Source organism: Metabacillus sp. YM-086, assembly GCF_048059995.1.
GTDB lineage: Bacteria > Bacillota > Bacilli > Bacillales > Bacillaceae > Metabacillus > Metabacillus litoralis_B.
The window spans coordinates 1-24,571 of sequence record NZ_JBLUOI010000042.1 but is presented as its reverse complement, the minus strand read 5'-3'; the positions used below and the strand labels follow the sequence as shown (position 1 = coordinate 24,571).

The following is a 24,571-nucleotide window of genomic DNA, read 5'->3' as shown; positions in this document are numbered from 1 at the left end:
AGAAGGATTCAAAGATAATGAAAAACTTAAACCAACTTAAATTTTGGAACTTTGGCGGTATGTACTATTTTTACTTCATGATCTGGGCTTTAATATTCGCCTTTTTACCATTTTGGTTGCATAAAACAGCCCATCTGGATACAAGTGTTTCAGGAATCGTATTTTCAGCAATGGCTATAACCGCCCTAATATTAGAACCAATTTATGGATTAATTCAAGATAAGCTAGGCTTAAAAAAATACCTTTTTGGCTTTGTCGTTCTATGTCTTTTATTTATTGGCCCATTCGTTCAATTTGCATTTATCCCACTACTTCAAATCAATGCTATATTTGGGGCAGTAGTTGGTGGGGCTTTCTTAAGCCTATGTTTAAATGGTGGTGTCGGTGTTGTCGAAGCATACATCGAACGTAGTACACGTGAAAACAATTATGAGTATGGCCATGTTCGTCTATTCGGTTCATTAGCTGGCGGTACTGCTGCATTTATTGGCGGTATCATGTTTGTACGTAACCCTTATAGTATTTTCTGGGCATGTACCGTTTCTGCCATTATTCTTGGTGTACTTCTCTGGGCACTGCGTGTAAAAAATGAAGATACTGGCAGCCAGGAAGTTTCAAAAGAGCATGAAGAAAACCCTGTTACAAAAGAAAATATCATGAATGTATTTAAGAACAGAAGCTTTTGGGGATTCTGTATCATGATGATTGGGATCGCAACAATGTTTGATGTCTTTGATCAACAATTCCCAAATTATTTTACTAGCTTTTTTGATGATACATCTAGAGGAGAGCTCATTTTTAGTCGTATCACATCCTTACAAATCTTTCTTGAAGCAGGTTTTATGCTGTTAACACCATGGTTTATTAACAAAATAGGAGCTAAAAACGGACTCATTCTAGCGGGTATTATTTTATTTGTCCGTATCCTAGGATCAGCATTTTTAACTGAGATATGGATGCTTTCCTTCTGGAGAATACTAGCATCTATTGAAATGCCATTGATGCTCATTTCTATTATGAAATATATTACAGGTGTATTCGATGTTCGCCTATCAGCAACTGTCTATATGCTTGGATTTAACTTTGCAAAACAAATTGGTATCACCATCTTCTCTTATGTAATGGGGATACTATATAGTGCAATTGGATTCCAAAACTCCTATATTGTATTGTCATTGATCGTCATTGTATTCGTTACCATTGGTGCGTTCATTATGAAAAGTGAAAAACAGCAGCCTCAGTTTAACAGAAACTTGGTTGCCTAGTGATATAAATAGAAAAATGATGAAGGTTTAATATCATAAACTAGCAGAATAAAAAAAGAACGCAATTTGCCTAACTGGCTAAAAATTGTGTTCTTTTTCATCTAGATTACCTTCATTCTAATTGTACCTTCTCCTCCTGAGAAGGTCTCCCATATAAAAATCACATTCTTCTTAGACACTACTAGCAAAGGAAAATGTTCCCTTAACTACTGCAGCCCCCTCCACAGCTGGAGCAGCTGGAACCTCCTCCTGAATCTCCACCGCCACCCGAGTCACCTGAATCACTGCTACATGCAAAACCAGAACAAGAAGATCCACCACCACTGAAAGGAACACCTTTATCATATTCTTCAGGTACTACTTCACTCATATGCTCATGAAATTGATCTTCGTCATATAACGAATAAAAGATAGCTGCCATTGCTGCATAGGAATAAATATTGGTATCACTCATTGATGTATGTGGAGTAAACTTTTTCGAGCCTGATTTTTGCTGCTCTGCCTCAAGAATCTCGTTTTTCATTTTACGAATTAAATATCTCTTTACTTCTAACCAGTCTTCATTTTTTCTAAAATATGTTGAAAGCAACTCATCTTCAGATAATTGACGAAAATCCTCTATTATTTCACGCTTGATTGGGTTCTGTAAAAAGCGCCCCCAAATAGCTCTGCTGTTCGTAGTTACTTCAAACAAACTAATATATACCCAATCAAAAAAGGCTCGTTCACCCGGAATCGGTGTACGATCCATATTCGGCGTGTGATGCAGCGTATCATTATAAAAGTCCTTTGAAAACTTTTCATAATCTCTTGTAAACATTAACATCTCATGCCAAATTTCATCTACGTGATGGCTAAACATCGGAACTGATTTTAATAAGCTATTTATGAAGAAATAACGCTTTAACTCAAACATACCCCAATCAAACTCATGATCCTTCCATTTCGGATGCTCCTGCAAAACACGGTTTTTCACATTATCGATATAAGAGTGTGTTAAGGATTGATCGAGCTTCTTCACAATCGGTATTCCTTCCTCTAACTGAACACCTAGTTGCTCTGGGATTGGGTCATTTCTTAATGATTTGTTCTTAGGTGCTGAAAATAATGTACTTCCTAAAATAATAAAGAATGCAATTATAATAAATCCAATAAAAATTTCCGCCATGGCCCTCTCCCCTTCTAAGTTATGTTAATTATTCCAATCATTACCTATTATACGATTTAAACTTATATAAGTTTCGTTAAATTTCTAGAGGGGAGCTCCAAACAGGTCTAAAACAGGTTTATACCTAAACGTCACAGGTGAATCCTAGCGCTTACTCAGATTTAACTTTTACAAACAAACTGATTCTGTAACACTAAAAAAGGGCTGAAACCAAAATGTTTCAACCCTTTAATCTACTTACTGCATATTTGCTTCAACTGTTTCCTGCGCTTTCTTTAAAGCATCTTCAGGAGATTCAGATTTCTGTCTTAGTACATTATTTAATGTATTGGTATTAAGTTCGGTCAGAACATCTGGATATTGTTCTGTTACGTTAATACCATTAATTTCATCTTTAATTTCTAGTAAGGTTTCAAAGATATCTGTACCGAAGTATTGATAGAATTTGTTATCCTCTTGAACTGCAGGATCTTCCCACACATCCCAACGAGGTGGATCAAAGCCTAGAACTGTCCATAGTTTAATATTTGCTTCCTTAGAAAGTTTCGCAAATGCTAGGAATTCCTTCGCAAGCTCAGCATGCTCAGTTTGATTTGTAACAACAGTACCAGTTCCACCAATACCTACCGAGCGATCTCCACCTTCTTCCCAAGCAGGCATTGGTCGTATCACCATTTTGCCTTTTAGGTCAGGCATATAATCAGTGAAACGTCCCATATACCACATTGGCATAGAGATAGATGCCGCTTTTCCTTCATTCATAAATGCATAAAATTCTTCAGCATGTGGCTCGCCACCAGGTGTTAACTCAGCAATTTTATGTGTATTAAGCATATCATTCAACAAAGAAAGTGTTTTGATGTTTTCAGGACTATCTATTGTTAAATTACCCTCATCATCAAATAAGTCAGAACCTTGTTGACTAATCATTTGTTGGAAAGTAGTTGCATCACCCGTATGAACTGTTGTCATAACAGCATCAGTGTTTTCAACAACCTTTTTACCCGCTTCTACATAGTCATCCCACGTTTTGATTGAACTAATATCAACACCTGCTTGGTCCATAATTTCTTTGTTATAATACATGACAGTAGCACCAACATGTGTAGGCATACCGTAGTAGTTACCATCTTTAGCATAAATGTCAAATCTAGATTGGATGAAATTATCCATCTCAGGCTCAACATATTCATTCATAGGTAAAAGCTGTGGCTCACCTTGTAAAAAATTCGGAAAACGACCTACTTCAATATCAGAAATATCAGGTGCACCTTTACCAGATTGTAGCGCTAATAATAAGTTGTTGTGCATTTGATCATAAGGAAATGTTTCAGCAACAAGTTTAATCGGTTTATCTGGGTGAAGTTCATTCCATCGAGGAACTGCGTCTTTAAAGAAATCCATATGCAATTCAACAAATGTCCAATACTTTAATTCAGTTGCATTTTCAACCTCTCCACCAATAACTTCCTTTTCCGTCGCCTCACCAGATGCTGAATCTCCTCCGTTACATGCCGCTAATATAAAACACATTAGTAACCCCAATAGTACTGATAACGACTTTTTCAATTTTCTTCCCCCTTGGTTATCATTTTTAAAGCCTAGAGTTTTTCATAATGAAATTAATTCGATCGTTTCACCTCCCTTAAGTTCGCCACCTCAGGACAAGCGCTTACAAACTAACTTTTATGCATACTCATAGCTGTATTTATTTTTACTATAGGTAGGAATAAACATTTAATAGATGCTACAGCATTTCACAGTGATTTCACGGTTACTCCCTGATCCATTCTAGTAAAGACCCGCAACGTAACCCACATCACACCTATCCCTAAGACACTAATCGTGAAAAAAGGAATGATTCCCGGATAGCTTAAAGATAGATACAATATCGCAAAAATCGCTAAGCCACACATTAGGGTATAATGAATTTTTGATAAACCTACAATAATGGCATTCTTAAGATGTTGTCTCCAGGTAGCTTTATAATGAACAAGCATTGGAAAAGCCCAAATTAATAGAATCATATAGAAGAAAACCATTAAATAAAAGGCAAAAGGAGTTACAACAGAGAACACACTTACTGAGTTCTTCATTAATTGAAAATTAACATACAGAATCACTCCGGTTATCGTTAAAATCCATCCTAATATATTGGCTGTAGCAAATTCTTGACGATATGCGTTCTTAAATGTTTGGAAAATCTTAATATCATGTTCACCCAGAATCCACTTCCGAGCTACACTTAACATAGCGGCAGTAGCCGGAAAGACACCTGCTACAAATAGTCCAAGAACCGAATAGAAAATCCATGCTACATTTAACACAACAAGGCGGAAAATCCATTGAAGTATAAAATCTAATTTTGATACAATTTCTTTCCCATTCATATCAATACTCCACCTCTTTATATCCGCAATAGGATTACCCCTTCACTCCACCAACTGTAAGTCCTGCAACAAAGTACCGCTGGAAAAAGACAAAGAGAATAATGATTGGAATAATCGTCATAACAGAACCCGCAATGAGTACATCATAATTATTTCCGTATGGTGTTAATAACGTTGCTAAGCCGATTGGTAATGTAAACATATCGTTCGATCTTAAAACAATTAATGGCCATAAGAAATTGTTCCAACTTCCTAATCCTTGAAGAATCGCCATCGCTGCCATCGATGGTCCCATAAGCGGAAGCATAATCTTAAAGAAAATTCCATACTCTGTAGCTCCATCAATCCTTGCTGCATCCATTAATTCTTTTGGAAGACCAATCGCATATTGTCTGAAGAAGAATACTGCTACAGGTGCAACTACAGCAGGTAGAATAACAGCTGTGTACGTGTTGATTAAATTCATACTAATCATTAATTGAAAGAGCGGGAGCATAAGAATTTCAAAAGGAACCATTAAAATAAATAGCACAAATCCAAAAATTAGATTTCTTCCCTTAAAGTCGTATAACGCAAGTGCATACCCGACCATCGAAGAGAAAAATAACGATAAAACAATTGTAATCGCCGAAATGGTCAAGCTGTTCACATACCATCCCCAATAATTACCAGCCTGTGTAAAAATATACGTGTAGTTATTAAAACTCAGTGTGCTAGGATCAAAAGCCAAGCTAATTCCATTTCGCATTAATTCAGAGGAAGGTCTTAGTGATGAAATTAGCAAATTTAAAATAGGGAATAACGCAATAAATGAAATGATGCAAAAGCCTATATTGATTAACCAAACGACTAATGTATTTTTTTTCTTTTTCATTTACTCATCCCCTTTCTTAAAGGCTCCAGTTAAAATAAGTTGAATGAAGCTAACTGCAAAGATGATTAACATTAAAACAACCCCGATTGCTGCACCAAATCCCATATCATTCTGCTGAATTCCTTGCTGATATAAATAACCAACAACTGTTAATCCAATATTTCCTGGGGAACCAGCTTCCCAGAAAACAAAGCTTTCTTCAAACATTCTAAAACCATTAATGACGGAAATGGTTGTTACAAAGATTGTCACCGGCTTTAAAAATGGCAATGTTACATAGAAAAACTTCTTTATTGTTGATGCACCATCCATTTCTGCTGCTTCGTATAATTCCTTAGGAACATTTTGAAGAGCAGCTAAGAAATAAAGAATGTTCACACCCATCCAACGCCAACTGCAAAGAAGAACCATGAGAAACATACCTGACCAAGCGTTATATCTCCAATCAACTGACTCTAAACCTATCCAATTTAAAATTTGGTTAGCCACTGCTGTATCCGTTTCACCAAACATAAGTCTAAACACCATACCAGCTACAATTGTTGAAGCTAATGCAGGTAAAAACAAAGATGCACGGAAAAATGTTTTAAATTTTACAAGCTTAGAATCTAGTAATACAGCTAGAATAATTGGTGTTATAACTAAAATGAGAACGGTTAGTAAAACGTAGATAGATGTATTTGATAGAGCCTTATAAAAGGTTGGATTAAGAACCCTTGAATAGTTAGACATTCCTATAAATGTTGTTTGTCCCGGAAGTACTCGCTGAAAGCTCATGATGATTGCTTGTATTGAAGGATATAAAGATAAAACCAAAAAAGAAAGGATAAACGGAGAGACAAAAATATACGGTACTACTTTTTTTGAATTGAGAAATTTCAACACTTTATTTGATCTATTTGCTGTTACTGTCATTTCAGGTGATGTATTCTTCGAAGTAGGTAACATGTAAAAAACCTCCCTTTGATACATAGTAGCTGAAAACCTCTTAAGAGCATGTAAAAACACACAATACATTTTTATCATGACCTAAGACTGTTTAAAGCGAGATCGAAATGAGTTCTAGAATAGAAGTATGAAAGTCATGTTATTTATAAGATTTGAATTACATTAAACAACCTCCCCTTGAGACTAAAATTGACAACGCTTACACTACCAATCAAAAAAATATTACATACGTACCAATAATAAGAGAATTGATTTTGTACGAACAAATATAAAGATAATTCCTCACTCACTCATACGTATATGTTAGGTATATATTGATTATAAATAACTGAATATTTAATTTCAAGTACTTTCTGATTATTTTATAAATAATGAAAAATTTGTCTAATCTTGTTATTCATCTATATTCAGGACTATTTACGCATACCCTTAAACGAAAACCAGCATTTAACTATTCATCACGACAACTACATTTAACATATTTAACTTGTAAGCATATGTTCACTAATACATATATCTCCCCCTAAAATCCACGCTCTGGGTTGAAGTCATTGTAGAGATTGAACCTTCTTATAATCCAAGGATGAACCTATAAAAATAAAAGTTGAATTGCATTGCACTTGTTTTGAAGTTAGAAAAATTTTAGTCTACACAATGATCAAATATCAAAAAAGCCTCCCACAAGTTTAGTCAACTTATGAGAAGCCTTTCTTAATTGGTGTGGATAGAGTACAATATTCAATGTATTATTAAATTCCTTTCTGTTACATCTTTAACAGAATTAAACCGTTTTTCACTAGATCATTAACAAGATATTAGCAGTTAGAGAAGATACTTTCCTCATTTTTCTACACTTTAATTTTCATAATTCCAATCATTTCAATCAATTGCTTTCTGGCATATAGCCTCTCCCGTATTATTGCTCCAATCCCGCTACCCCGAAGCCCCCAGCACCAGAATGCGTTGAAATCATACCACCCGCCTGGATCCACCTTATATTGTGGAATCCATTTTCTTTTGCAATCTCATCCATCCGCTGCCTGATTCTTTCATCAAACCCTATTGAATAAATAAAATATAGCTGCTTTCTATCGATGTTGTATGTATTTAAGTAATCACTAAAAAGTTTTTCAGTAGCTCCACTCATGTTCCCGCGGTACTTTTTTGTGGACATAAGCTTTCCATCCTTCAACTCTATGCATGGCTTTATTTTCAACAGAGTTCCAATCAAAGAAGCCATATTACTTACTCTTCCTCCTGCTTTAAGAAACTCAAGACTACCTGGGATGAAAACCAATCTTGATTTAGGAACGATTGCCTCTATATTTTCAACTAAATGTTCCGGTTCAATGGAAGGTTCCTTTTCTAATAACTCAGCAGCATACAGTACAATCGCAGCTAATCCTCCAGTAACGTTCAGAGCATCAATGAGAAAAATACCTTCAAATTCTTCCGCAGCAATGACTGCATTTTGAAAAGAAGAAGAAGCTTTTGATGTATAACCAATATGGACAATGATACAATCTGGGAAACTCTCTCTTATATTTGCAAAGAACTCTTGATACTCATGTGCATTTGTGGAGGTAGTAGAGGGTATTTTCTTCGTACGTCCGTAATAATCATAAATATCCTGTACCGGAAGATAACCATCTAAATAATCTTTTCCATCCATAATGATATGCATTGGAACTATTTGAACATCGTACTTTTCAGCTAAATCACTCGGTACGTCGGCACCGCTTTCGGTCGATAAGATGATCCTTCGCATTCTATTTCCCCCTTGGGTATATTTAGGTCCGCGTTTACTCTTCCTACATTGTGCTTTAATTATACACAAGAAAGCCTTATAGCGTCTGGCATCCTAGAGTTCTCGGAAGGTAAAATTAAACAAAAAAAGACTATCTCCTCAAATTAGGAAGTAGTCTATACATTTACATGACTAGTTTAAAAAAAGGTGAAAAAGATTAACTATTTCTTAGATTTTTGACTCAGGAAATAGTGACGCCCCTGAATTTGTCCAATTATAAACAACTAAAACATGTAAAAAATAGAAAGAGCTTTCCTAAAAGTTTCATCAACTAATGAATATAAGAAATCTATTGGAACAAAATATCCAGGCTGTCGCTGTGATAAATATTTAAATGAAAAAAGGGGCCTGCAATCCCCAGTACGATAAGGCGTTATAGTACTGGGGTCAGTCACATTAATTTAATCAAAAATTTGATTTAGGTCTAATTCTAATCCGGTTAATATATTTACAGAAATTTTATCAACTTTTGTAAAGACTCCTTGAAATTTGTATTGCTCATTGATTAAAAGATATATTTCTACAGATTCGTTAACCGGGTCAACAAGCCAGTACTCTTTCACCCCTGCTTTTTCATAAAGTTGGAACTTTATCCAACGATCTAACTTAACAGATGAAGGTGAAAGGATTTCAATAATCATATCCGGTGCTCCATTGCACCCCTTGTCATCAAGCTTTTTCTGGTCACACACAATCGATAAATCGGGTTGAACAACATTATTTATATCATCATCTTGTTTATTTTCCACTAATAGCCGTACATCAAATGGCGCAAAAAAAACTTCACATTCTTCTTCTCGCAAGAAAATCGAAAAAGCTGTAGATAGCTCTCGGAGAACCTGTTGATGCCTGCGTGATGGAGCAGGAGACATATTAAAAACTTCCCCATCAATTAATTCGAATCTTCCACCTTCGTCCCATGTTAGATAATCGGCATACGAATACTTCTCTTTTTTATCCGGAATGGTCATTAAATCATCCCTTTCAATTCAAGCTTAATCATATTTTAGCATATTCAAGAGCATTACACAGATTCACTTCAAGCACTCATAATATAACAAGTCTTGCCCCAACTGGTCCGTTTACTAAAGAAAGAGGCTTCTCAATAAGTTCAATCAACTAATTGAGAAGCCTCTTTTATAAACCGAATGTTAGCATTTTGTTAGCTAATAAAGCTGCTAAATGGTACTTGATCTGCCGTGTTTTATACAATATTTCCACAAAGTGGTTATTACCGGGTTATACTATACAATGTAACGCCTTTCCTATCACATGCAAACTACTTACTTCACCATTTATCAAATTTTATGGCCAATAATTCTATTAAAATTACTGCTTCTTTGTATTGAAGGAGCTATTTTTACTAGCCTATTCCTAACATCACAAAATAACTTATTTTCAATTTGTGCAATCTTCCCCAATACCCAAGAGCTATTTACAATGAACTTAGCTCTATCCATACGCATGTCTTCAAAGGTCTTGACAGTGTGTGAAATTGAGTTTCCTTTTTCTAGAGTTTGCGCAAGAATTACGGCATCCTCCAAAGCCATACACGCACCCTGTCCTAGATTAGGTGTTGTAGGGTGCGCTGCATCGCCAATTAGCAATACTCTACCTTTTGACCAATTCTGTAATGGCTTTAGATCATAGATCACATTTCTAGTGATGTCTTTCTCTTTTGTAACTTTAATAACGGTCGGAACAGGTTCGACAAATTCTCTAAACGTATGGATCAATTGTTCTTTAGATATCTGACCTTCACTCAGATTCTCCGAGGTATTCCTTGTCGCAAACCAATAAACTAGTGAATCTGACATAGGAATAAAACCAAATCGCATCCCATTACCCCATGCTTCAAACGCAAGACCAGATTTCGTATATTGATCTGTATAAGTAGAGATACCTCTCCAAGCTTCATATCCACTAAAACGTAAGGAATTATTAGGAAATATCTTATTTCTTACCGCTGAATATATTCCATCTGCTCCTAATAATAGATCCCCTGCTTGTTCATGACCATTTTCAAAACGTGCGATTACTTCTTCATTAGTTTCTTTTAGGTCTACTAGTCTATAGCCTTTTTTTATTTCTGTCTGTTTTAAATTACTAGCTAGTATGTGATGAAGGTTGGCTCTTAAAATACCTACTGTGTGTGTACCATATTTAGTTGCTAACTCTCTCAGTGGTATAGTGGCTAGTGTTTGTCCTGACGATGTTTTAAGGGTTGATTCACTTATGACTTTGCTGTTTTGATAAATTTCTTCTAATAGACCCATCGAATGAAGTGCATCTGTTGCATTGGACCAAAGGGTTAAACCACCGCCATCATTTCGAGAGCAATCCGACTTTTCAAAGATTACTGGTTTATAACCAATCTTTTCAAGCATAAGGGCACTTGCTAATCCACTAATCCCAGCCCCGATGATAAGGATTCTTTTTTTCATACTATCTCCTCATTCCCTAAACGTGGTGGGTCTATTACTATTCAAACTTAGCTTTATACAATGTTTCACTACTTAAAGAAACAGAGTCCTAAAATAACCATGAAGTCATAAATATTAATCCTAAAAATAAGCACAGAGGAGAGTAAAACTTCGTATCACACCTAGAGAAATTAGTATTTTTGATCCTCTTGGAAAACCCCAGATATTTGAAGTCTCCAATTGCTCTTAGTAAAAAAATGAAGGTAATTATGATACATGACCATTTCGTAAAGGCATTCGGTGTGAAAAAGGGAATTAAATTATTTTGAGCTAATAATATAAAAGCCATACCTATTAATCCTATTGCAACAATTAAAGTTTCAATCCACCTTGGAGTAAATACAGCTCCGCCCTCTACTTTTTCAGGTAACGAGACTCGGAGCCCCCATTTTCCACCAAATAGCCAATAAAAATGTAACACACTTACTAAACCTAAAATTATGATCGACAAGTAAATGAATAGTTGCATCTCTTTACCTCCACTCTTAATTTAGATCTTGTTCAATCCCTTCCCAAATCACTTCATATTGCCCTTCAAAAATAGAGACAATATTCACACTCTCATCTTGACTTACAGACCAACTAATTAGGGTGTTAAAATAGATTCCTACAAGAACAGAGGCAATCATTTTTGAATCAAAACGGGTATTTATTGTTTTATTTGTTTTTGCTTCTTCTATTAAAATAGTCATGGTTTCTTTAAATAAGTTTATATTCCTTGATTCATCCTTTAGAGCAGATCGAATGGTTTCTGACAATGCGAGTTTAAGGAGATCTGAATTTTCCAAGTAAACGGACAAAAGCTCCTTAAAGATGAGTAGAAGTTGTTGTTTAATTTTTACATTCTTATATTTTTGTGTGATCTCTTGAAGATAATCATTTTGTGAATTCCCTAAATATAGTAGTACATGTTCCTTCTTTGGAAAATAATTAAAGAATGTACCCTTAGCAATTCCACAGGATGATGCAATCTTTTCTACAGTAACATTGTCATACCCATACTCCTTAAAAAGTTCGATTGACTTAAAAAATATTTGTTTTTTTAATTCATTTTTTCTTTCTTCTCGTAACATAGATTTCATCCTCCTTCATAAAATGACCTTGGTCATTTTATGACTAAGGTCATTTTAACATTAAAACCATATTTTAACAAATAAAAATAAGAAATGTCCTTATTCCATTAAAAAAGAGCATCCCATGATAAAAGAGATGCTCTCCTTTTAATTATTACCTCAAAATGTTGGTTGCTAATGAGAACCTTTGCTGCACAGTAGTAATCTACAACTAATTCAAGAGTTACTCCATATTCTGTTCCATTTAGGGAAAACTGATCTTATTAAAAATCATCAATCGTGGTATATATTACTTGTTGTAATTAGAGATCCACTAAAACATATATGTTATGTCCCCAACGTTAACCACTTGGTTCTCAATGTCGTAATTATAAATTCCCCTAAAAGTATTTCGAAATTTTTGATATTCGTTTTTGTTGTGTTCTTGAAACGTCTGTCATCCAACAATCTTGATACGCAAACTTTAATAACACAAAAAACCACTCCCTAATTTTTATAGGAAGTGGTTATTGCTATTGATATAGATTTTTCACATGACTACTTCACAGAATGGAAGTCGATGTTTGGCTAAGGAAGCCTTACATCATGCCGCCCATTCCACCCATGCCGCCCATGCCGCTCATATCAGGCATGCCGCCGCCTTCTTCAGGTTTGTCAGCGATAACAGCTTCAGTTGTTAAGAACATAGCTGCTACAGATGCTGCGTTTTGAAGTGCAGAACGAGTCACTTTAGTTGGGTCAACGATACCAGCTTCGAACATGTTTACCCATGTGCCGTTAGCTGCGTTGAAGCCGATGCCAACTTGTTCGTTTTTCAAGCGCTCAACGATAACAGATCCTTCAAGACCAGCGTTGTGAGCGATTTGACGTACTGGCTCTTCAAGAGAACGAAGGATGATGTTAACACCTGTTTGAGTGTCACCTTCTTCTTGAATAGCAGCAACTTTATTGTATACGTTCACTAGAGCAGTACCACCACCAGAAACGATACCTTCTTCTACTGCAGCGCGAGTAGAGTTAAGAGCATCCTCGATACGTAGTTTACGCTCTTTTAATTCAGTTTCAGTTGCAGCACCAACTTTGATAACTGCTACACCGCCAGCTAATTTAGCAAGACGCTCTTGTAATTTTTCTTTATCGAACTCAGAAGTTGTTTCTTCTAATTGAGAACGGATTTGACTTACGCGACCAGCGATTTGATCAGCTTGGCCAGCACCTTCTACGATTGTTGTGTTTTCTTTTGTTACAACGATTTTAGAAGCGCGTCCTAATTGATCGATGTTAGCTGATTTAAGATCTAAGCCTAGTTCTTCAGTGATCACTTCACCGCCAGTTAAGATCGCAATGTCTTCTAGCATTGCTTTACGACGATCACCGAATCCTGGAGCTTTAACAGCTACAGCATTGAATGTTCCACGAAGCTTGTTCACAACTAAAGTTGCTAATGCTTCACCTTCAACATCCTCAGCGATTAGTAATAGTGGTTTACCTTGTTGTACCACTTGCTCTAATACTGGTAGGATTTCTTGAATGTTTGTAATTTTTTTGTCAGTAATTAATACATATGGATTTTCAAGAACTGCTTCCATTTTGTCAGAATCAGTTACCATGTATGGAGATGCATATCCACGATCGAATTGCATACCTTCAACTACTTCTAATTCAGTAGAGAAACCTTTAGACTCTTCAATTGTGATAACACCGTCGTTACCAACGCGCTCCATTGCTTCAGCGATTAATTGACCTACTTCATCATCAGCAGCAGAAATCGCAGCAACTTGTGCAATAGATTCTTTACCTTCGATTGGTTTAGAAATCGCTTGAAGCTCTTCTAATGCAACAGCTACAGCTTTTTCAATACCTTTACGAACTACCATTGGGTTAGCACCAGCAGTTACGTTCTTTAATCCTTCACGGATCATTGCTTGAGCTAAAACAGTTGCAGTAGTTGTACCGTCACCAGCAACATCATTTGTTTTGCTAGCAACTTCAGCTACTAATTTTGCACCCATATTTTCGAATGCATCTTCTAATTCGATTTCTTTAGCAATTGTTACACCATCGTTTGTGATTAAAGGTGAACCGTATTTCTTTTCTAATACTACGTTACGTCCTTTAGGTCCTAATGTAACTTTTACAGCATCTGCTAAAGCGTCAACACCACGAAGCATTGAACGGCGAGCTTCTTCGCTAAATTTAATATCTTTTGCCATTTTTACATAACCTCCTCAAGATTATAAAATGTTCTATGATATAGGGCTGTTCTATTAACCGATAACAGCTAAAATGTCGTTTTCACGTAAAATTAAGTATTCAGTACCTTCATATTTCACTTCAGTACCAGCATATTTTGAGAAGATAATACGATCGCCTTCTGCTACTTCAAGCGCCACTTTTTCTCCGCTATCTAGTACACGACCTGTACCAACAGCAACTACCTTACCTTCTTGTGGCTTCTCTTTCGCACTATCAGGAAGGACGATACCACTAGCAGTTTTTTCTTCTGATTCAACTAACTCGATAATAACGCGATCACCTAATGGCTTTAACAAGTGAAACAACCTCCTCAATTTCATAAATAATTGATTAATTTTTCCTTTTTATTAGCACTCGCTAATCTTGAGTGCTAACACAATTAATATATTATATAAGTTCCTTTTTAATTTCAAGTATGAAGCTTAATTTTTTTGAGAACTTTTTCTATTATTTTTCGACTCGGCAAATTCCTAATAGAAAACGGTATCATTTTGAACCTTAATCATTTTATCTCATGAAAAGAGATATCATACATAGGATGGAATATGGGTATGTTACAATAAAGTTTGGTATAATTATTCGTTGTTATATCACCGATGGTTTACAAGGAGGCTAATATGAAAAGGCATTATTGGTTTATTTTATTAACATATATGCTACTACAGCTATCATCGTTTCTAGGAATAAGGTTATTAGACCTATTAAATATAGGAGAAACCACAGTTGAGAGGTTTGCATATTGGACAATCCTCAGCTTTTCATTGGCTTTCTTCATTATTCTCTTTCTTTTAAGACACGACCGTCATTCAGAAAGCCGCTTCCGAGGGGAACCATCTTCTGTTGGGGCTTCAATCGGGTGGGCTGTTGCAGGTTTCTTTTTAGCTTTATTTGTACAAAGTGTTGCAGCAAACATAGAAGTAAATGTATTTGGGGTCGAAGCTGGGTCAGAGAACACTCAAATGATTGTTAATGTTATTAAGGTTTCACCTCTGGTTATCATTGTGACCTCAATTTTAGGTCCTATACTAGAAGAAATTATTTTTCGAAAAATTCTTTTTGGGGTACTTTATACTAAGACAAACTTCTTTATTGCTGCTGTTATTAGTTCACTTATTTTTTCACTATTACATGGTGAACCACAGCATGTTCTATTGTACGGTTCAATGGGATTCACGTTCGCGTTTCTTTATGTTAAAACAAAACGAATACTCGTCCCAATCTTTGCTCATGTCGCTATGAATACAATGGTCGTTATTATCCAGACTGTATTCCAGGAAGATATAGAAAGAATGATGAAGCAAATGGAACAAATGCAAGTAATTATTGGAGGCTTTTTATCATGAGAACAAACCCTATTTCCATGGCCATTTTTTATTTGATTATGGGGTTGCTATTTACTTATCTAGCAATAAACAGTGCCCAGGACGGAATATTTACCTTTCCAACTATTTTATTAATGCTAATCGCAACCTTCGATATTGGTGTTGCGATTCGGATGTTTACTTTATCAAGAAAAATTAAAAAAATGAACATAAAAAAATGAGACTTTTCACGAGTCTCATTTTTTTATGTTCTCTTCTTCAAAACGCATCTTCTGTGCTTTTCGATAGGAAATACGCGAAATCCAGATGCTAATTTCATATAAAATAAACAGCGGTATGGAAACCATCAAATGTGACGCTAGTTCAGGTGGTGTGATTAAAGCTGCAATAACTAACAACACAAAGTATGCGTATTTTCTAACCTTTGATAAAAACATAGGAGTGACAATGCCTAATCTAGTTAGAAACATAATCACAACCGGTAATTGAAACAGGATACCAAATGGCACCGTAAGCTGTAATAAGAACGAGAAATACTCATTCACTCCGATGACTTGATTAATATCCAAGTCAGTTGATATTCTTTCCATGAAGTCGATCACAAACGGAAATAGGATAAAGTAAGAAAAGGAAATCCCGAGAAAGAATAACAAAAGTGAAATAGGAATATAGCTTAATGTCACTTTTCTTTCTTTTTCATATAATCCTGGACTAACAAACGACCAGAGCTGATACAAAATAATCGGTGAAGTAATAACAAATGCTATTATGAAAGCGAACTTCATATAAACCATTAATGGATCTGTTAAATTAAAAGCATTTAATGTTAGTGATTTTGCTTCATCAGTTTGCTGCAAATAAATAATGATCGGTCTGGAGAGGAGAAATCCGGCAATAACCGCTACGAAAAAGAAAACGACAACAATAACGAGTCGTTTTCTTAGTTCGGTTATATGTTCCATGACCGACATTTCATCATGTTTCATATCGGTTCATCCTATCTTACTTGACTTCTTCCTTTTTCTCTTTTTTGCTGTCTTGCTCATCATCATCGTCTGCTAAGCCCTTTGTTGCATTTTTAAATTCACGAAGTGTATTACCTGCTGCTTTTCCAAGTTCAGGTAGCTTTTTTGGTCCAAAAATAAGTAATGCTACGAATACGATAAGTAAAAGGCTTCCGATTCCTACTGTTGGCATCGAATCCACCTCCTTTTCTATAATGGTTATTAGTTATTTCTCCTCATGAGGATAATGTTTTAAGAAATAAACTAGTGACTGTAGCTCCACTGCTAAATCTATGTGGTGAATTCTTATTTCATCCGGCACGTTTAACCGTGCTGGTGTAAAGTTTAATATTCCTTTAATACCCTTTGTAATGAGACGGTCTGTGATAGATTGTGCTACTGGTGCTGGTACAGTTAAAATCGCAACTGTAACATCATCAGGAAGATGATGCTCCATCTCATCTAAATGGAAAACCGGTACCCCACCAATTTCTGTACCTACCTTATCTTCGTCTACATCAAAAGCTAGAGAAATAACTGTATTGTTATTTTTAGTGAAATTATAATGTAAAAATGCCGTTCCTAAATTCCCTACTCCAATTAAACATACTTTCGTTATCTCATCTTGATCTAATGTTTTTCTAAAAAAGGATAACAAATAATTTACATTATATCCATATCCTTTTTTTCCAAGAGCTCCAAAATATGAAAAATCCCTTCGGATTGTAGCTGAATCTACCTTTACTGCATCACTTAACTCGGCGGATGAGACTCGTTGCTTTCCTGACGAGTGTAAATTTTTTAAAAACCGATAATATAAAGGCAATCTCTTAGCAGTTGCCTGCGGTATTTTCGTTTGGTCTATATTCAATCTTATCCCTCACATTCACACAAACACATATGACAATGCTTATAGGATTTTGGAGATACTAGTAAAATCCATGTCATATTTCGTTTCTTAGGAAATCGCCGCTTTTACCACCTGTTTTCTCTACTAAATAGGTTGGGCCTATAATCATTCCTTTATCCACTGCTTTGCACATATCATAAACAGTTAGTGCTGTTATGCTAGCAGAGGTTAACGCTTCCATTTCAACACCTGTACTTCCCTTTGTTTTCACAGTAACTGAGATCAATAGAGTATAATGATTCGTATCACGAGCATCCCATTCAAACTCAATGTTTACACCTTTTATTGAAATTGGATGACACATAGGAATAACCTGTGATGTTTGCTTAGCTGCCATAACTCCAGCTACTTGTGCAACCGATAATACATCACCTTTTCCTATTTCATGGTTGATCATTTTTTCATAAACCTCTTTTGTTACTTGAATACTTGTCTTAGCTTGAGCTGTTCTAACAGTCTCTTCTTTAGCCGAAATATCAACCATCTTTGCTCGGCCTTGTTCATTAAAATGAGTAAAATCTGACATATACAAATCTCCTTATATTAGACTATACACTATTTTTTAGCTTCTGTCTGTTTTGTTATTGTGACAATTATATGGATACAAAAAGCAAGAATCACCCGTTTAACATCTAAGAGTATATGACACACTTGAATCGAGAGCACTTTTCTTTTCCGTCGACAAAATTCGGGTGGTGACAGGCACCCCAAAACTAAGCTACACTTAAAGCATTAGTAGAGGTGAAAACAATGATATTGTTACAAATAAATCAACTTAGTAAATACTTTGGTGCTGACCCTATTTTATCGAATATTAAGTTGGAAGTACAAACGAGAGATAAAGTTGCGATTGTTGGTCGTAATGGAGCAGGGAAATCAACACTTTTAAAAATTATTTCCGGAGCCATGTCCCATGATTCTGGTGAAATTATTAAGCCTAAAGATGTTTCGGTTGGATATTTAGCTCAAGACACCGGGCTTGAATCTCAATTATCGATTTGGGAAGAAATGAATTTAGTGTTTAAAGGTCTCAAATCAATGGAACAAGAAATGCGAAATCTTGAACAGAAAATGGCAACAGTTGATCCGGCCACTGAATCACAAAAGTTTGAACAGCTTTTAAAAGAATATGATACCCTTCAAGTTAGATTTAAGGAAGAAGGCGGATATCAATATGAAGCTGATATACGTTCTGTTCTACATGGCCTTGGATTTCATCATTTTGATCCGACAACAAAAATTGCTTCTTTAAGTGGTGGCCAAAAAACAAGACTTGCTTTAGGTAAGCTATTACTTACTAAGCCTGATCTCTTAATATTGGACGAGCCAACGAACCATCTTGATATTGAAACATTAACCTGGTTAGAACAATATTTACAAAACTACCCTGGAGCAATACTAATTGTTTCCCATGACCGATATTTCCTAGATAAGATTGTTACACAAGTATATGAAATCAGCCGCCATACAAGCACAAGATTTATTGGAAACTACAGCCAATATCTAAAGCAAAAAGCTGACTCATATGAAAAGGAGCTAAAAAGCTTTGAAAAGCAACAGGAAGAGGTAGCAAAACTAAAAGACTTTATTCAACGCAACTTAGCTCGTGCTTCAACTACAAAGCTGGCCCAAAGCAGAAGGAAAAAGCTAGAGAAGATGGAGTTAATGAACAAGCCTCTAGGTGATGAAAAATCAGCAAGCTTTCAGTTTGATATTGACCGACAAAGCGGTAACGATGTGTTAAAAGCTGATCATATTTCTGTTTCCTATGACAATGTTCATCCTGTTATCTCTAACATCTCCTTTTCTATATCCCGCGGTGATAGCATTGCCTTAGTCGGACCAAATGGAATTGGGAAATCAACTTTACTAAAATCAATTATTCAAAAATTAGATTCGTTGACTGGTACCTTTTCTCTTGGCTCACATGTACAAATTGGTTACTATGATCAGCAACAAGCCGATCTTACATCAAATAAACGAGTTTTAGACGAGCTGTGGGATGAATATCCACAAATGACCGAAAAGGAAATTCGAACAATTCTTGGAAACTTTTTATTCTCTGGTGACGATGTATTAAAGCCTGTATCTGCACTAAGCGGAGGAGAGAAAGCAAGAGTCGCACTCTCTAAGCTGATGCTACAAAAAGCCAACTTCCTAATTCTTGATGAGCCAACCAACCATCTTGATTTAGATAGTAAGCAAATCTTAGAAAATGCTTTAATCGATTTTCCTGGTACAATCCTTTTTGTTTCTCATGACAGATACTTTATTAATAGAATTGCCACAAAAGTTTATGAGCTTTCTAGCACTCATCTTACTGAGTACTTAGGAGATTATGATTATTATCTTACAAAAAAGGAAGAACAACTTGAACATGAACGGTTAGAGCAGGAAGGAAATGACTCTCCCATCCAAAAAAAATCAGGACAAGAACCTGAGGGGAAACTAAGTTATCAACAAGAAAAAGAATTAAAAAAACTTGAAAGACAAAAGCAAAGAAGAATAGAAGAAATTGAAAATGAAATAAGCGAACTTGAAGAAAAAGTTGAAGGAAATGAAGCCCTGCTTTGTGATCCAGATGTTTATCAAGATCATGAAAAAGTACAAAAAATTAACGAAGAAAATGAACAAATCCATTCTAAACTAGAAGGTCTAATGGCAGAATGGGAACAATTACATTAATTATTAAGTAATCAACGGAATATTTATTAAACAGCGGGTTTTCCTCGCTGTTTTTTTATTGATTCATTCAGAAAAGTAAGATTCAAAAACGTATTCGACAATCTTCTCTTAAGTTCATGTGAATAACTATTATTTATTCACATCCACACTTTTTATCCACACTACAAATCCTTTATTTCCAACATATCAACAGACTTATACACATTGTCCACATATTTGCTTTAATTTCCTCAAGTTATACACACTCTAAAAAACATTGATTTGACAGCATTTTAAATAGTTTTACACATTTCTACAAAAATCGTGTACATTCTGTGGATAACTATGTGAATAATCCTATTTTTTTAGAAATTAGGAGATTTTCTGTGAATGCACTCACCTTTTGTCAAAAGAAATAGAAAAAACAGGACCCTCAGATCCTGTTTTACTTTATTATTTATTCACTTTTGTTGATAAGATGTTAATTCTAAACCAGGATTTGCATTTAATGCTAAATCACTTCTTACTCCCTTTTCATATAAAATGCTTCCAGCAGCAGCAATCATGGCAGCGTTATCTGTGCATAATGATAATGGTGGGATTGTTAATGTTAATCCTTCCCTTGAAGAAAACTCTTTTTCTAATGCTGTTCTTAAACCTTTATTAGCTGCAACACCGCCTGCTAATAACAACTGTTTAACATGATATTTATCCACAGCTTGTGAAGTCTTTGTGACTAAAACGTCGATAACACTTGCCTGAAAGCTTGCTGCAACATCTTTAGGGTCAAGTTCAATCCCCTTTTGTTTTGCATTGTGGAGTGTGTTAATAACAGCTGACTTAAGTCCACTAAAGCTAAAATCAAAGGAACCTTCACTTAGCCAAGCCCTTGGTAAATCGATAGAGGCTTGACCTTCATGAGCTAATTTATCAATATGAGGACCACCCGGGTATGGAAGGCCAAGAGTTCGTGCAACCTTGTCATAAGCCTCTCCGGCAGCATCATCGAGAGTTTCACCAATTACCTCAAAATCTCCATGCTCCCTCATATATACTAACTCCGTATGTCCACCTGAAACCACCAGCGCAAGTAAAGGAAATTCCAACTCATGAATAAGTCGATTAGCATAAATATGGCCCGCAATATGATGGACTCCTATTAGTGGAATACCATGTGCAAAGGCTAAGGCTTTTGCTGCATTAATGCCTGTTAATAGCGCTCCAACTAGTCCAGGTCCTTCAGTAACTGCAATTGCTGATAGATCCTCAAAAGTAAGATCTGCTTGTTTCATTGCTTCCTCAAAAACAATTGTTAATTGCTCAACATGATGTCGGGAAGCGATCTCTGGAACTACCCCACCAAACCGTTTGTGACTTTCAATTTGTGATGCAACAACATTTGCGACAATTTCACGGCCGTTTTTTATAATCGCAGCAGCTGTTTCATCACAGCTTGTCTCTATTCCTAGTATATATTGATCTTTTTCAATCATATTAAATTCACCCACATTACTAAAGCATCTTCTTGATTATCTGTATAATAACGCTTCCTTATACCACCAGGTGAAAATCCCACCTTTTTGTATAGGGACTGTGCGATGTGATTGGACACTCTAACCTCTAAAGATAATCTTTTTGCACTCATTTCTCTACTTAATTGAATAGTAAATCTTAAAAGAGCTTCACCTATTTTTTTCCCTCTGTATTCAGGGTGAACTGCTATATTGGTTATTTGGGCATCATCCATGATTACCCATAATCCACAATAGCCGACCACTTTACCATCCAGTTCAACTACTAGATATTTGGCAAATAAATTTTGCTCAAGCTCATAATATAGCGATTCCTTCGTCCATGGTGCTGAGAAGGACTGACACTCTATATGATATACGTCTTCAATATCTTCTCTTACCATTTTTCTTATTGTTAACTCGTTATCCACAATAGCCACCATCTTATTTTTGCTGTTCTAGCCATTTCGCTTCAGCTTCAGCTAGTCTTATGTAATTTGGTACAAGACTATGAACATCTTCAGCATTCTTTCTAAGCCCTATAAGTGCTAACTCACTTGGTCTCGGATTATGTAGAGCTACTTGTGCAAATTCTGCCAATCCACCAAGTATATGTGTAATTGTTTCCTCATGAATAGGGAGATCATTACCGAGAAATAGAATACGCTCATTTTTAGACTTTAACATCTCTAACCAATCTGTTAACAATAAATTTTGATCATTTTCCACAGTAACTAAATTCTGATTATCATATTGATATAAGCCTGTGTATACTTGCCCTCTTCTAGCGTCAAATAGTGGAGATATCAATCCATTAAAGAAACGTCCATTTGCCGCTAATATTTCCAAGCTTGAAACACCTACAATGGGAAGTTGAAGGGCCCATGCCATTGTTTTAGCAATTGAAACACCAATTCGAACACCTGTATAAGATCCAGGACCAGTTGCTACAATAATTTTATCTAGCTGTTTTGGTGTTATATCACAATCACTTAAAAGTCTTTCAACAGCTGGCATTGCTCGTACAGAATGATTTTTCTTTAAATTTGTGATATATTCTCCAATGACTTTATCTTCTTCAACAATTGCAATTCCCAACACATTATTGGTTGTATCAATGGCTAATGCTTTCATCATTTAACTCCTTACACAGTCCAACATAATAAGATCCCTTAGGACTCATGATAATTGTTCTTGTTGTATCATCTACATAAAGAATTTTTATATCTAACCGTTCACTTGGTAACTGTTCTTCTATCAGATGAGCCCATTCTACAACAGTAACTCCATTGGCATGAAAATATTCATCGAAACCTAGGTCCTCATCAGAATCTTCTACTCGATAAACATCCATGTGATATAATGGCAGTCTCCCATCATGATATTCCTTAATAATAGTGAATGTAGGGCTGTTAACATTACGTTTAATCCCCAGTCCCTTTGCCAAGCCCTTAGTAAAAGTAGTCTTACCTGCACCTAAATCTCCCTCTAAAGTAATAACAGCATTCGACTCTAGTTTTTTTGAAAGATTAATGGCAATCATAGTTGTATCTTCAGTACTTTTTGTTATAAACTCATATTTTTCCACTCTACTCACCTTACTTATTTCTGAAGTGGTTATACCCTGATTTTTCAATTCTGACTAATTCGTGATTAACAGTCTGTAGTATAACGCCAGAATGCTTTTGATTTACTATTCCAATTTGTGTTATTTTTACATCCATTTCATTACAAGCTTGCTTTAACTTTTCCCATGAGTTCCGTGAGGTGGTTCCGACTAATTCAAAATCTTCACCACCATAAAGAATCCATTTGTAAATATCATTTGCTGAACTCAATGACAAAAGCTCATCACTGATAGGAAGCTGATCTTTAAAGACTGTTATACCAACATCACTTGCTTCACAAATTTCATTCAATTCACTAGCAAGCCCATCACTAACATCATTTAATGAAGCGCGATCTAATGCACCTATAAGTCTACCTGCATTTACACGAGGTGTAGGCTTTTTGTGACGGGTTATAAGGTATTCTTTCGATTGTTGATTATGTAATTGTACGTGATCTAATAAAATAGCTAAACCTGCAGATGAATCGCCAATACTACCTGTTACAAAAACAATATCATCATCACAAGCCTTGCTTCTAAGAGTCTGTGTTTTTTGTTCAACTTCTCCTATAACCGTAACCGTAATAACAAGTTTGTCAGATGTAGAAACTGTATCTCCACCTAATAAATCCATTTTATATTCCTTTGCAAGCTCGTCCATGCCTTTATAAATCTCTACTAGCTCCTCTTCTTTCCATCTAGGTGGAACAGTAATAGAAACTAGATAATAAAGAGGGATACCTGCCATAGCAGCAATATCACTAATATTAACTGCCAATGCTTTATAGCCTATTTCAAAAGGAGTAGATAAATGTTTAAGAAAGTGAACTCCTTCTACCATAGTATCTACACAAACAACTTGGTTGCGATTTAGACTCGGTTCGTAAACAGCTGCATCGTCCCCAATTGCTACTTTTACATTCTTTTGAAAAGTACGATTTGGTTTTACTTTAAGAATAAAATCAAATTCATCCATTTCATGCTCCATCTTTTTTAGTTATTCGCTAATATTACGAAAAAACCTTAGGAATTGTTTCCTAAGGATTCACTGTTAGCGTGTAAGCGTTAAACTTAGTTTAACCAAGTTTTATCTATTCTATCGTACCATATAAGGCTTAATGGTGGTATTAATTAAATTCTTATCTATGAACATAAATATTATGAGTAAACATAAAAAAAACGAAACATCATCGTTTCGCAAGCAATCAATATATGGCGGTCCGGACGGGACTCGAACCCGCGACCTCCTGCGTGACAGGCAGGCATTCTAACCAACTGAACTACCGG

General features: G+C 35.6%; 25 protein-coding genes. 4 read left to right on the top strand and 21 right to left on the bottom strand.

Annotated features, from left to right (window positions below):
- Positions 1–17 precede the first annotated feature (17 nt).
- Positions 18–1,265, top strand: coding sequence for an oligosaccharide MFS transporter (locus tag ACEWK1_RS17110; RefSeq protein ID WP_212138721.1), 1,248 nt, complete (start codon positions 18–20; stop codon positions 1,263–1,265).
- Positions 1,266–1,467: 202 nt separating this feature from the next.
- On the opposite strand, the gene ACEWK1_RS17105 is transcribed toward ACEWK1_RS17110, so the two are convergent.
- From ACEWK1_RS17105 to groES, 12 genes are all read right to left on the bottom strand, one after another.
- Positions 1,468–2,433: a hypothetical protein gene (locus tag ACEWK1_RS17105; RefSeq protein WP_212138722.1), complete on the bottom strand. Its 966-nt coding sequence runs from the start codon at positions 2,431–2,433 to the stop codon at positions 1,468–1,470.
- 237 nt (positions 2,434–2,670) lie between these two features.
- On the bottom strand, positions 2,671–4,002 hold the full coding sequence (locus ACEWK1_RS17100; protein ID WP_373995081.1) for an ABC transporter substrate-binding protein: 1,332 nt from the start codon (positions 4,000–4,002) through the stop codon (positions 2,671–2,673).
- A 188-nt stretch (positions 4,003–4,190) separates the two neighbouring features.
- Positions 4,191–4,823 carry a YesL family protein gene (locus ACEWK1_RS17095; protein WP_212138723.1) on the bottom strand — a complete coding sequence of 211 codons (633 nt, stop codon included), beginning with the start codon at positions 4,821–4,823 and terminating at the stop codon, positions 4,191–4,193.
- Positions 4,824–4,857: 34 nt separating this feature from the next.
- On the bottom strand, positions 4,858–5,697 hold the full coding sequence (locus ACEWK1_RS17090; RefSeq protein ID WP_212138724.1) for a carbohydrate ABC transporter permease: 840 nt from the start codon (positions 5,695–5,697) through the stop codon (positions 4,858–4,860).
- Positions 5,698–6,645, bottom strand: a complete 948-nt coding sequence (locus ACEWK1_RS17085) for a carbohydrate ABC transporter permease (RefSeq protein WP_121664272.1) — start codon at positions 6,643–6,645, stop codon at positions 5,698–5,700.
- A gap of 916 nt (positions 6,646–7,561) precedes the next feature.
- The gene (locus ACEWK1_RS17080; protein ID WP_212138725.1) at positions 7,562–8,413 is read right to left on the bottom strand and encodes a DegV family protein; all 852 of its coding nucleotides are present in this window, start codon (positions 8,411–8,413) and stop codon (positions 7,562–7,564) included.
- A 440-nt stretch (positions 8,414–8,853) separates the two neighbouring features.
- Complete coding sequence (locus ACEWK1_RS17075) at positions 8,854–9,423, bottom strand: Uma2 family endonuclease (protein ID WP_212138726.1); 570 nt, start codon at positions 9,421–9,423, stop codon at positions 8,854–8,856.
- Between the two features lie 327 nt (positions 9,424–9,750).
- Positions 9,751–10,896 carry an FAD-dependent monooxygenase gene (locus ACEWK1_RS17070; RefSeq protein ID WP_212138727.1) on the bottom strand — a complete coding sequence of 382 codons (1,146 nt, stop codon included), beginning with the start codon at positions 10,894–10,896 and terminating at the stop codon, positions 9,751–9,753.
- An 88-nt stretch (positions 10,897–10,984) separates the two neighbouring features.
- On the bottom strand, positions 10,985–11,404 hold the full coding sequence (locus ACEWK1_RS17065) for a DUF3995 domain-containing protein (RefSeq protein ID WP_121664264.1): 420 nt from the start codon (positions 11,402–11,404) through the stop codon (positions 10,985–10,987).
- 16 nt (positions 11,405–11,420) lie between these two features.
- On the bottom strand, positions 11,421–12,008 hold the full coding sequence (locus tag ACEWK1_RS17060; RefSeq protein WP_121664263.1) for a TetR/AcrR family transcriptional regulator: 588 nt from the start codon (positions 12,006–12,008) through the stop codon (positions 11,421–11,423).
- Between the two features lie 578 nt (positions 12,009–12,586).
- Positions 12,587–14,221 (bottom strand): chaperonin GroEL, encoded by a 1,635-nt coding sequence (groL, locus tag ACEWK1_RS17055; protein WP_121664262.1) that lies wholly within the window; start codon positions 14,219–14,221, stop codon positions 12,587–12,589.
- Between the two features lie 54 nt (positions 14,222–14,275).
- Positions 14,276–14,560 (bottom strand): co-chaperone GroES, encoded by a 285-nt coding sequence (gene groES, locus ACEWK1_RS17050; RefSeq protein WP_026561982.1) that lies wholly within the window; start codon positions 14,558–14,560, stop codon positions 14,276–14,278.
- A gap of 321 nt (positions 14,561–14,881) precedes the next feature.
- Here groES and ACEWK1_RS17045 point away from each other — a divergent pair, with 321 nt between their 5' ends.
- Positions 14,882–15,607, top strand: coding sequence for a CPBP family intramembrane glutamic endopeptidase (locus ACEWK1_RS17045; RefSeq protein ID WP_212138728.1), 726 nt, complete (start codon positions 14,882–14,884; stop codon positions 15,605–15,607).
- Positions 15,604–15,807 (top strand): YdiK family protein, encoded by a 204-nt coding sequence (locus ACEWK1_RS17040; protein WP_121664260.1) that lies wholly within the window; start codon positions 15,604–15,606, stop codon positions 15,805–15,807. Before ACEWK1_RS17045 ends, ACEWK1_RS17040 begins: the two co-directional genes overlap by 4 nt.
- A gap of 15 nt (positions 15,808–15,822) precedes the next feature.
- Here ACEWK1_RS17040 and tatC read toward each other — a convergent pair whose 3' ends face one another.
- The 4 genes from tatC to moaC all read right to left on the bottom strand — a co-directional run bounded on the left by tatC (position 15,823) and on the right by moaC (position 18,026).
- Positions 15,823–16,572 carry a twin-arginine translocase subunit TatC gene (tatC, locus tag ACEWK1_RS17035; RefSeq protein ID WP_121664259.1) on the bottom strand — a complete coding sequence of 250 codons (750 nt, stop codon included), beginning with the start codon at positions 16,570–16,572 and terminating at the stop codon, positions 15,823–15,825.
- 16 nt (positions 16,573–16,588) lie between these two features.
- Positions 16,589–16,783, bottom strand: coding sequence for a twin-arginine translocase TatA/TatE family subunit (locus ACEWK1_RS17030; protein WP_098798907.1), 195 nt, complete (start codon positions 16,781–16,783; stop codon positions 16,589–16,591).
- 33 nt (positions 16,784–16,816) lie between these two features.
- Positions 16,817–17,461 (bottom strand): redox-sensing transcriptional repressor Rex, encoded by a 645-nt coding sequence (locus tag ACEWK1_RS17025; RefSeq protein WP_121664258.1) that lies wholly within the window; start codon positions 17,459–17,461, stop codon positions 16,817–16,819.
- A 73-nt stretch (positions 17,462–17,534) separates the two neighbouring features.
- The gene (moaC, locus tag ACEWK1_RS17020; protein WP_121664257.1) at positions 17,535–18,026 is read right to left on the bottom strand and encodes a cyclic pyranopterin monophosphate synthase MoaC; all 492 of its coding nucleotides are present in this window, start codon (positions 18,024–18,026) and stop codon (positions 17,535–17,537) included.
- Between the two features lie 224 nt (positions 18,027–18,250).
- Between moaC and ACEWK1_RS17015 the strand changes: the two genes are divergently transcribed.
- Positions 18,251–20,185, top strand: a complete 1,935-nt coding sequence (locus ACEWK1_RS17015) for an ATP-binding cassette domain-containing protein (RefSeq protein ID WP_121664256.1) — start codon at positions 18,251–18,253, stop codon at positions 20,183–20,185.
- A gap of 440 nt (positions 20,186–20,625) precedes the next feature.
- Here the strand turns inward: ACEWK1_RS17015 and tsaD are convergent, their stop codons facing one another.
- Genes tsaD through thiL form a run of 5 tightly spaced genes read right to left on the bottom strand, consistent with a single transcriptional unit; the run spans position 20,626 to position 24,260 of the window.
- Positions 20,626–21,657 carry a tRNA (adenosine(37)-N6)-threonylcarbamoyltransferase complex transferase subunit TsaD gene (gene tsaD / locus ACEWK1_RS17010; protein ID WP_121664255.1) on the bottom strand — a complete coding sequence of 344 codons (1,032 nt, stop codon included), beginning with the start codon at positions 21,655–21,657 and terminating at the stop codon, positions 20,626–20,628.
- A complete protein-coding gene (rimI, locus tag ACEWK1_RS17005) occupies positions 21,654–22,106 on the bottom strand; it encodes a ribosomal protein S18-alanine N-acetyltransferase (RefSeq protein ID WP_396653934.1) in 453 nt (150 codons plus the stop codon). The genes tsaD and rimI overlap by 4 nt, the downstream gene beginning before the upstream one ends.
- A gap of 13 nt (positions 22,107–22,119) precedes the next feature.
- Positions 22,120–22,809 carry a tRNA (adenosine(37)-N6)-threonylcarbamoyltransferase complex dimerization subunit type 1 TsaB gene (gene tsaB / locus ACEWK1_RS17000; protein ID WP_212138730.1) on the bottom strand — a complete coding sequence of 230 codons (690 nt, stop codon included), beginning with the start codon at positions 22,807–22,809 and terminating at the stop codon, positions 22,120–22,122.
- Positions 22,790–23,263 (bottom strand): tRNA (adenosine(37)-N6)-threonylcarbamoyltransferase complex ATPase subunit type 1 TsaE, encoded by a 474-nt coding sequence (tsaE, locus tag ACEWK1_RS16995; RefSeq protein ID WP_212138731.1) that lies wholly within the window; start codon positions 23,261–23,263, stop codon positions 22,790–22,792. Before tsaE ends, tsaB begins: the two co-directional genes overlap by 20 nt.
- Before the next feature lie 10 nt (positions 23,264–23,273).
- A complete protein-coding gene (gene thiL, locus ACEWK1_RS16990; RefSeq protein ID WP_212138732.1) occupies positions 23,274–24,260 on the bottom strand; it encodes a thiamine-phosphate kinase in 987 nt (328 codons plus the stop codon).
- Between the last annotated feature and the right edge of the window lie 311 nt (positions 24,261–24,571).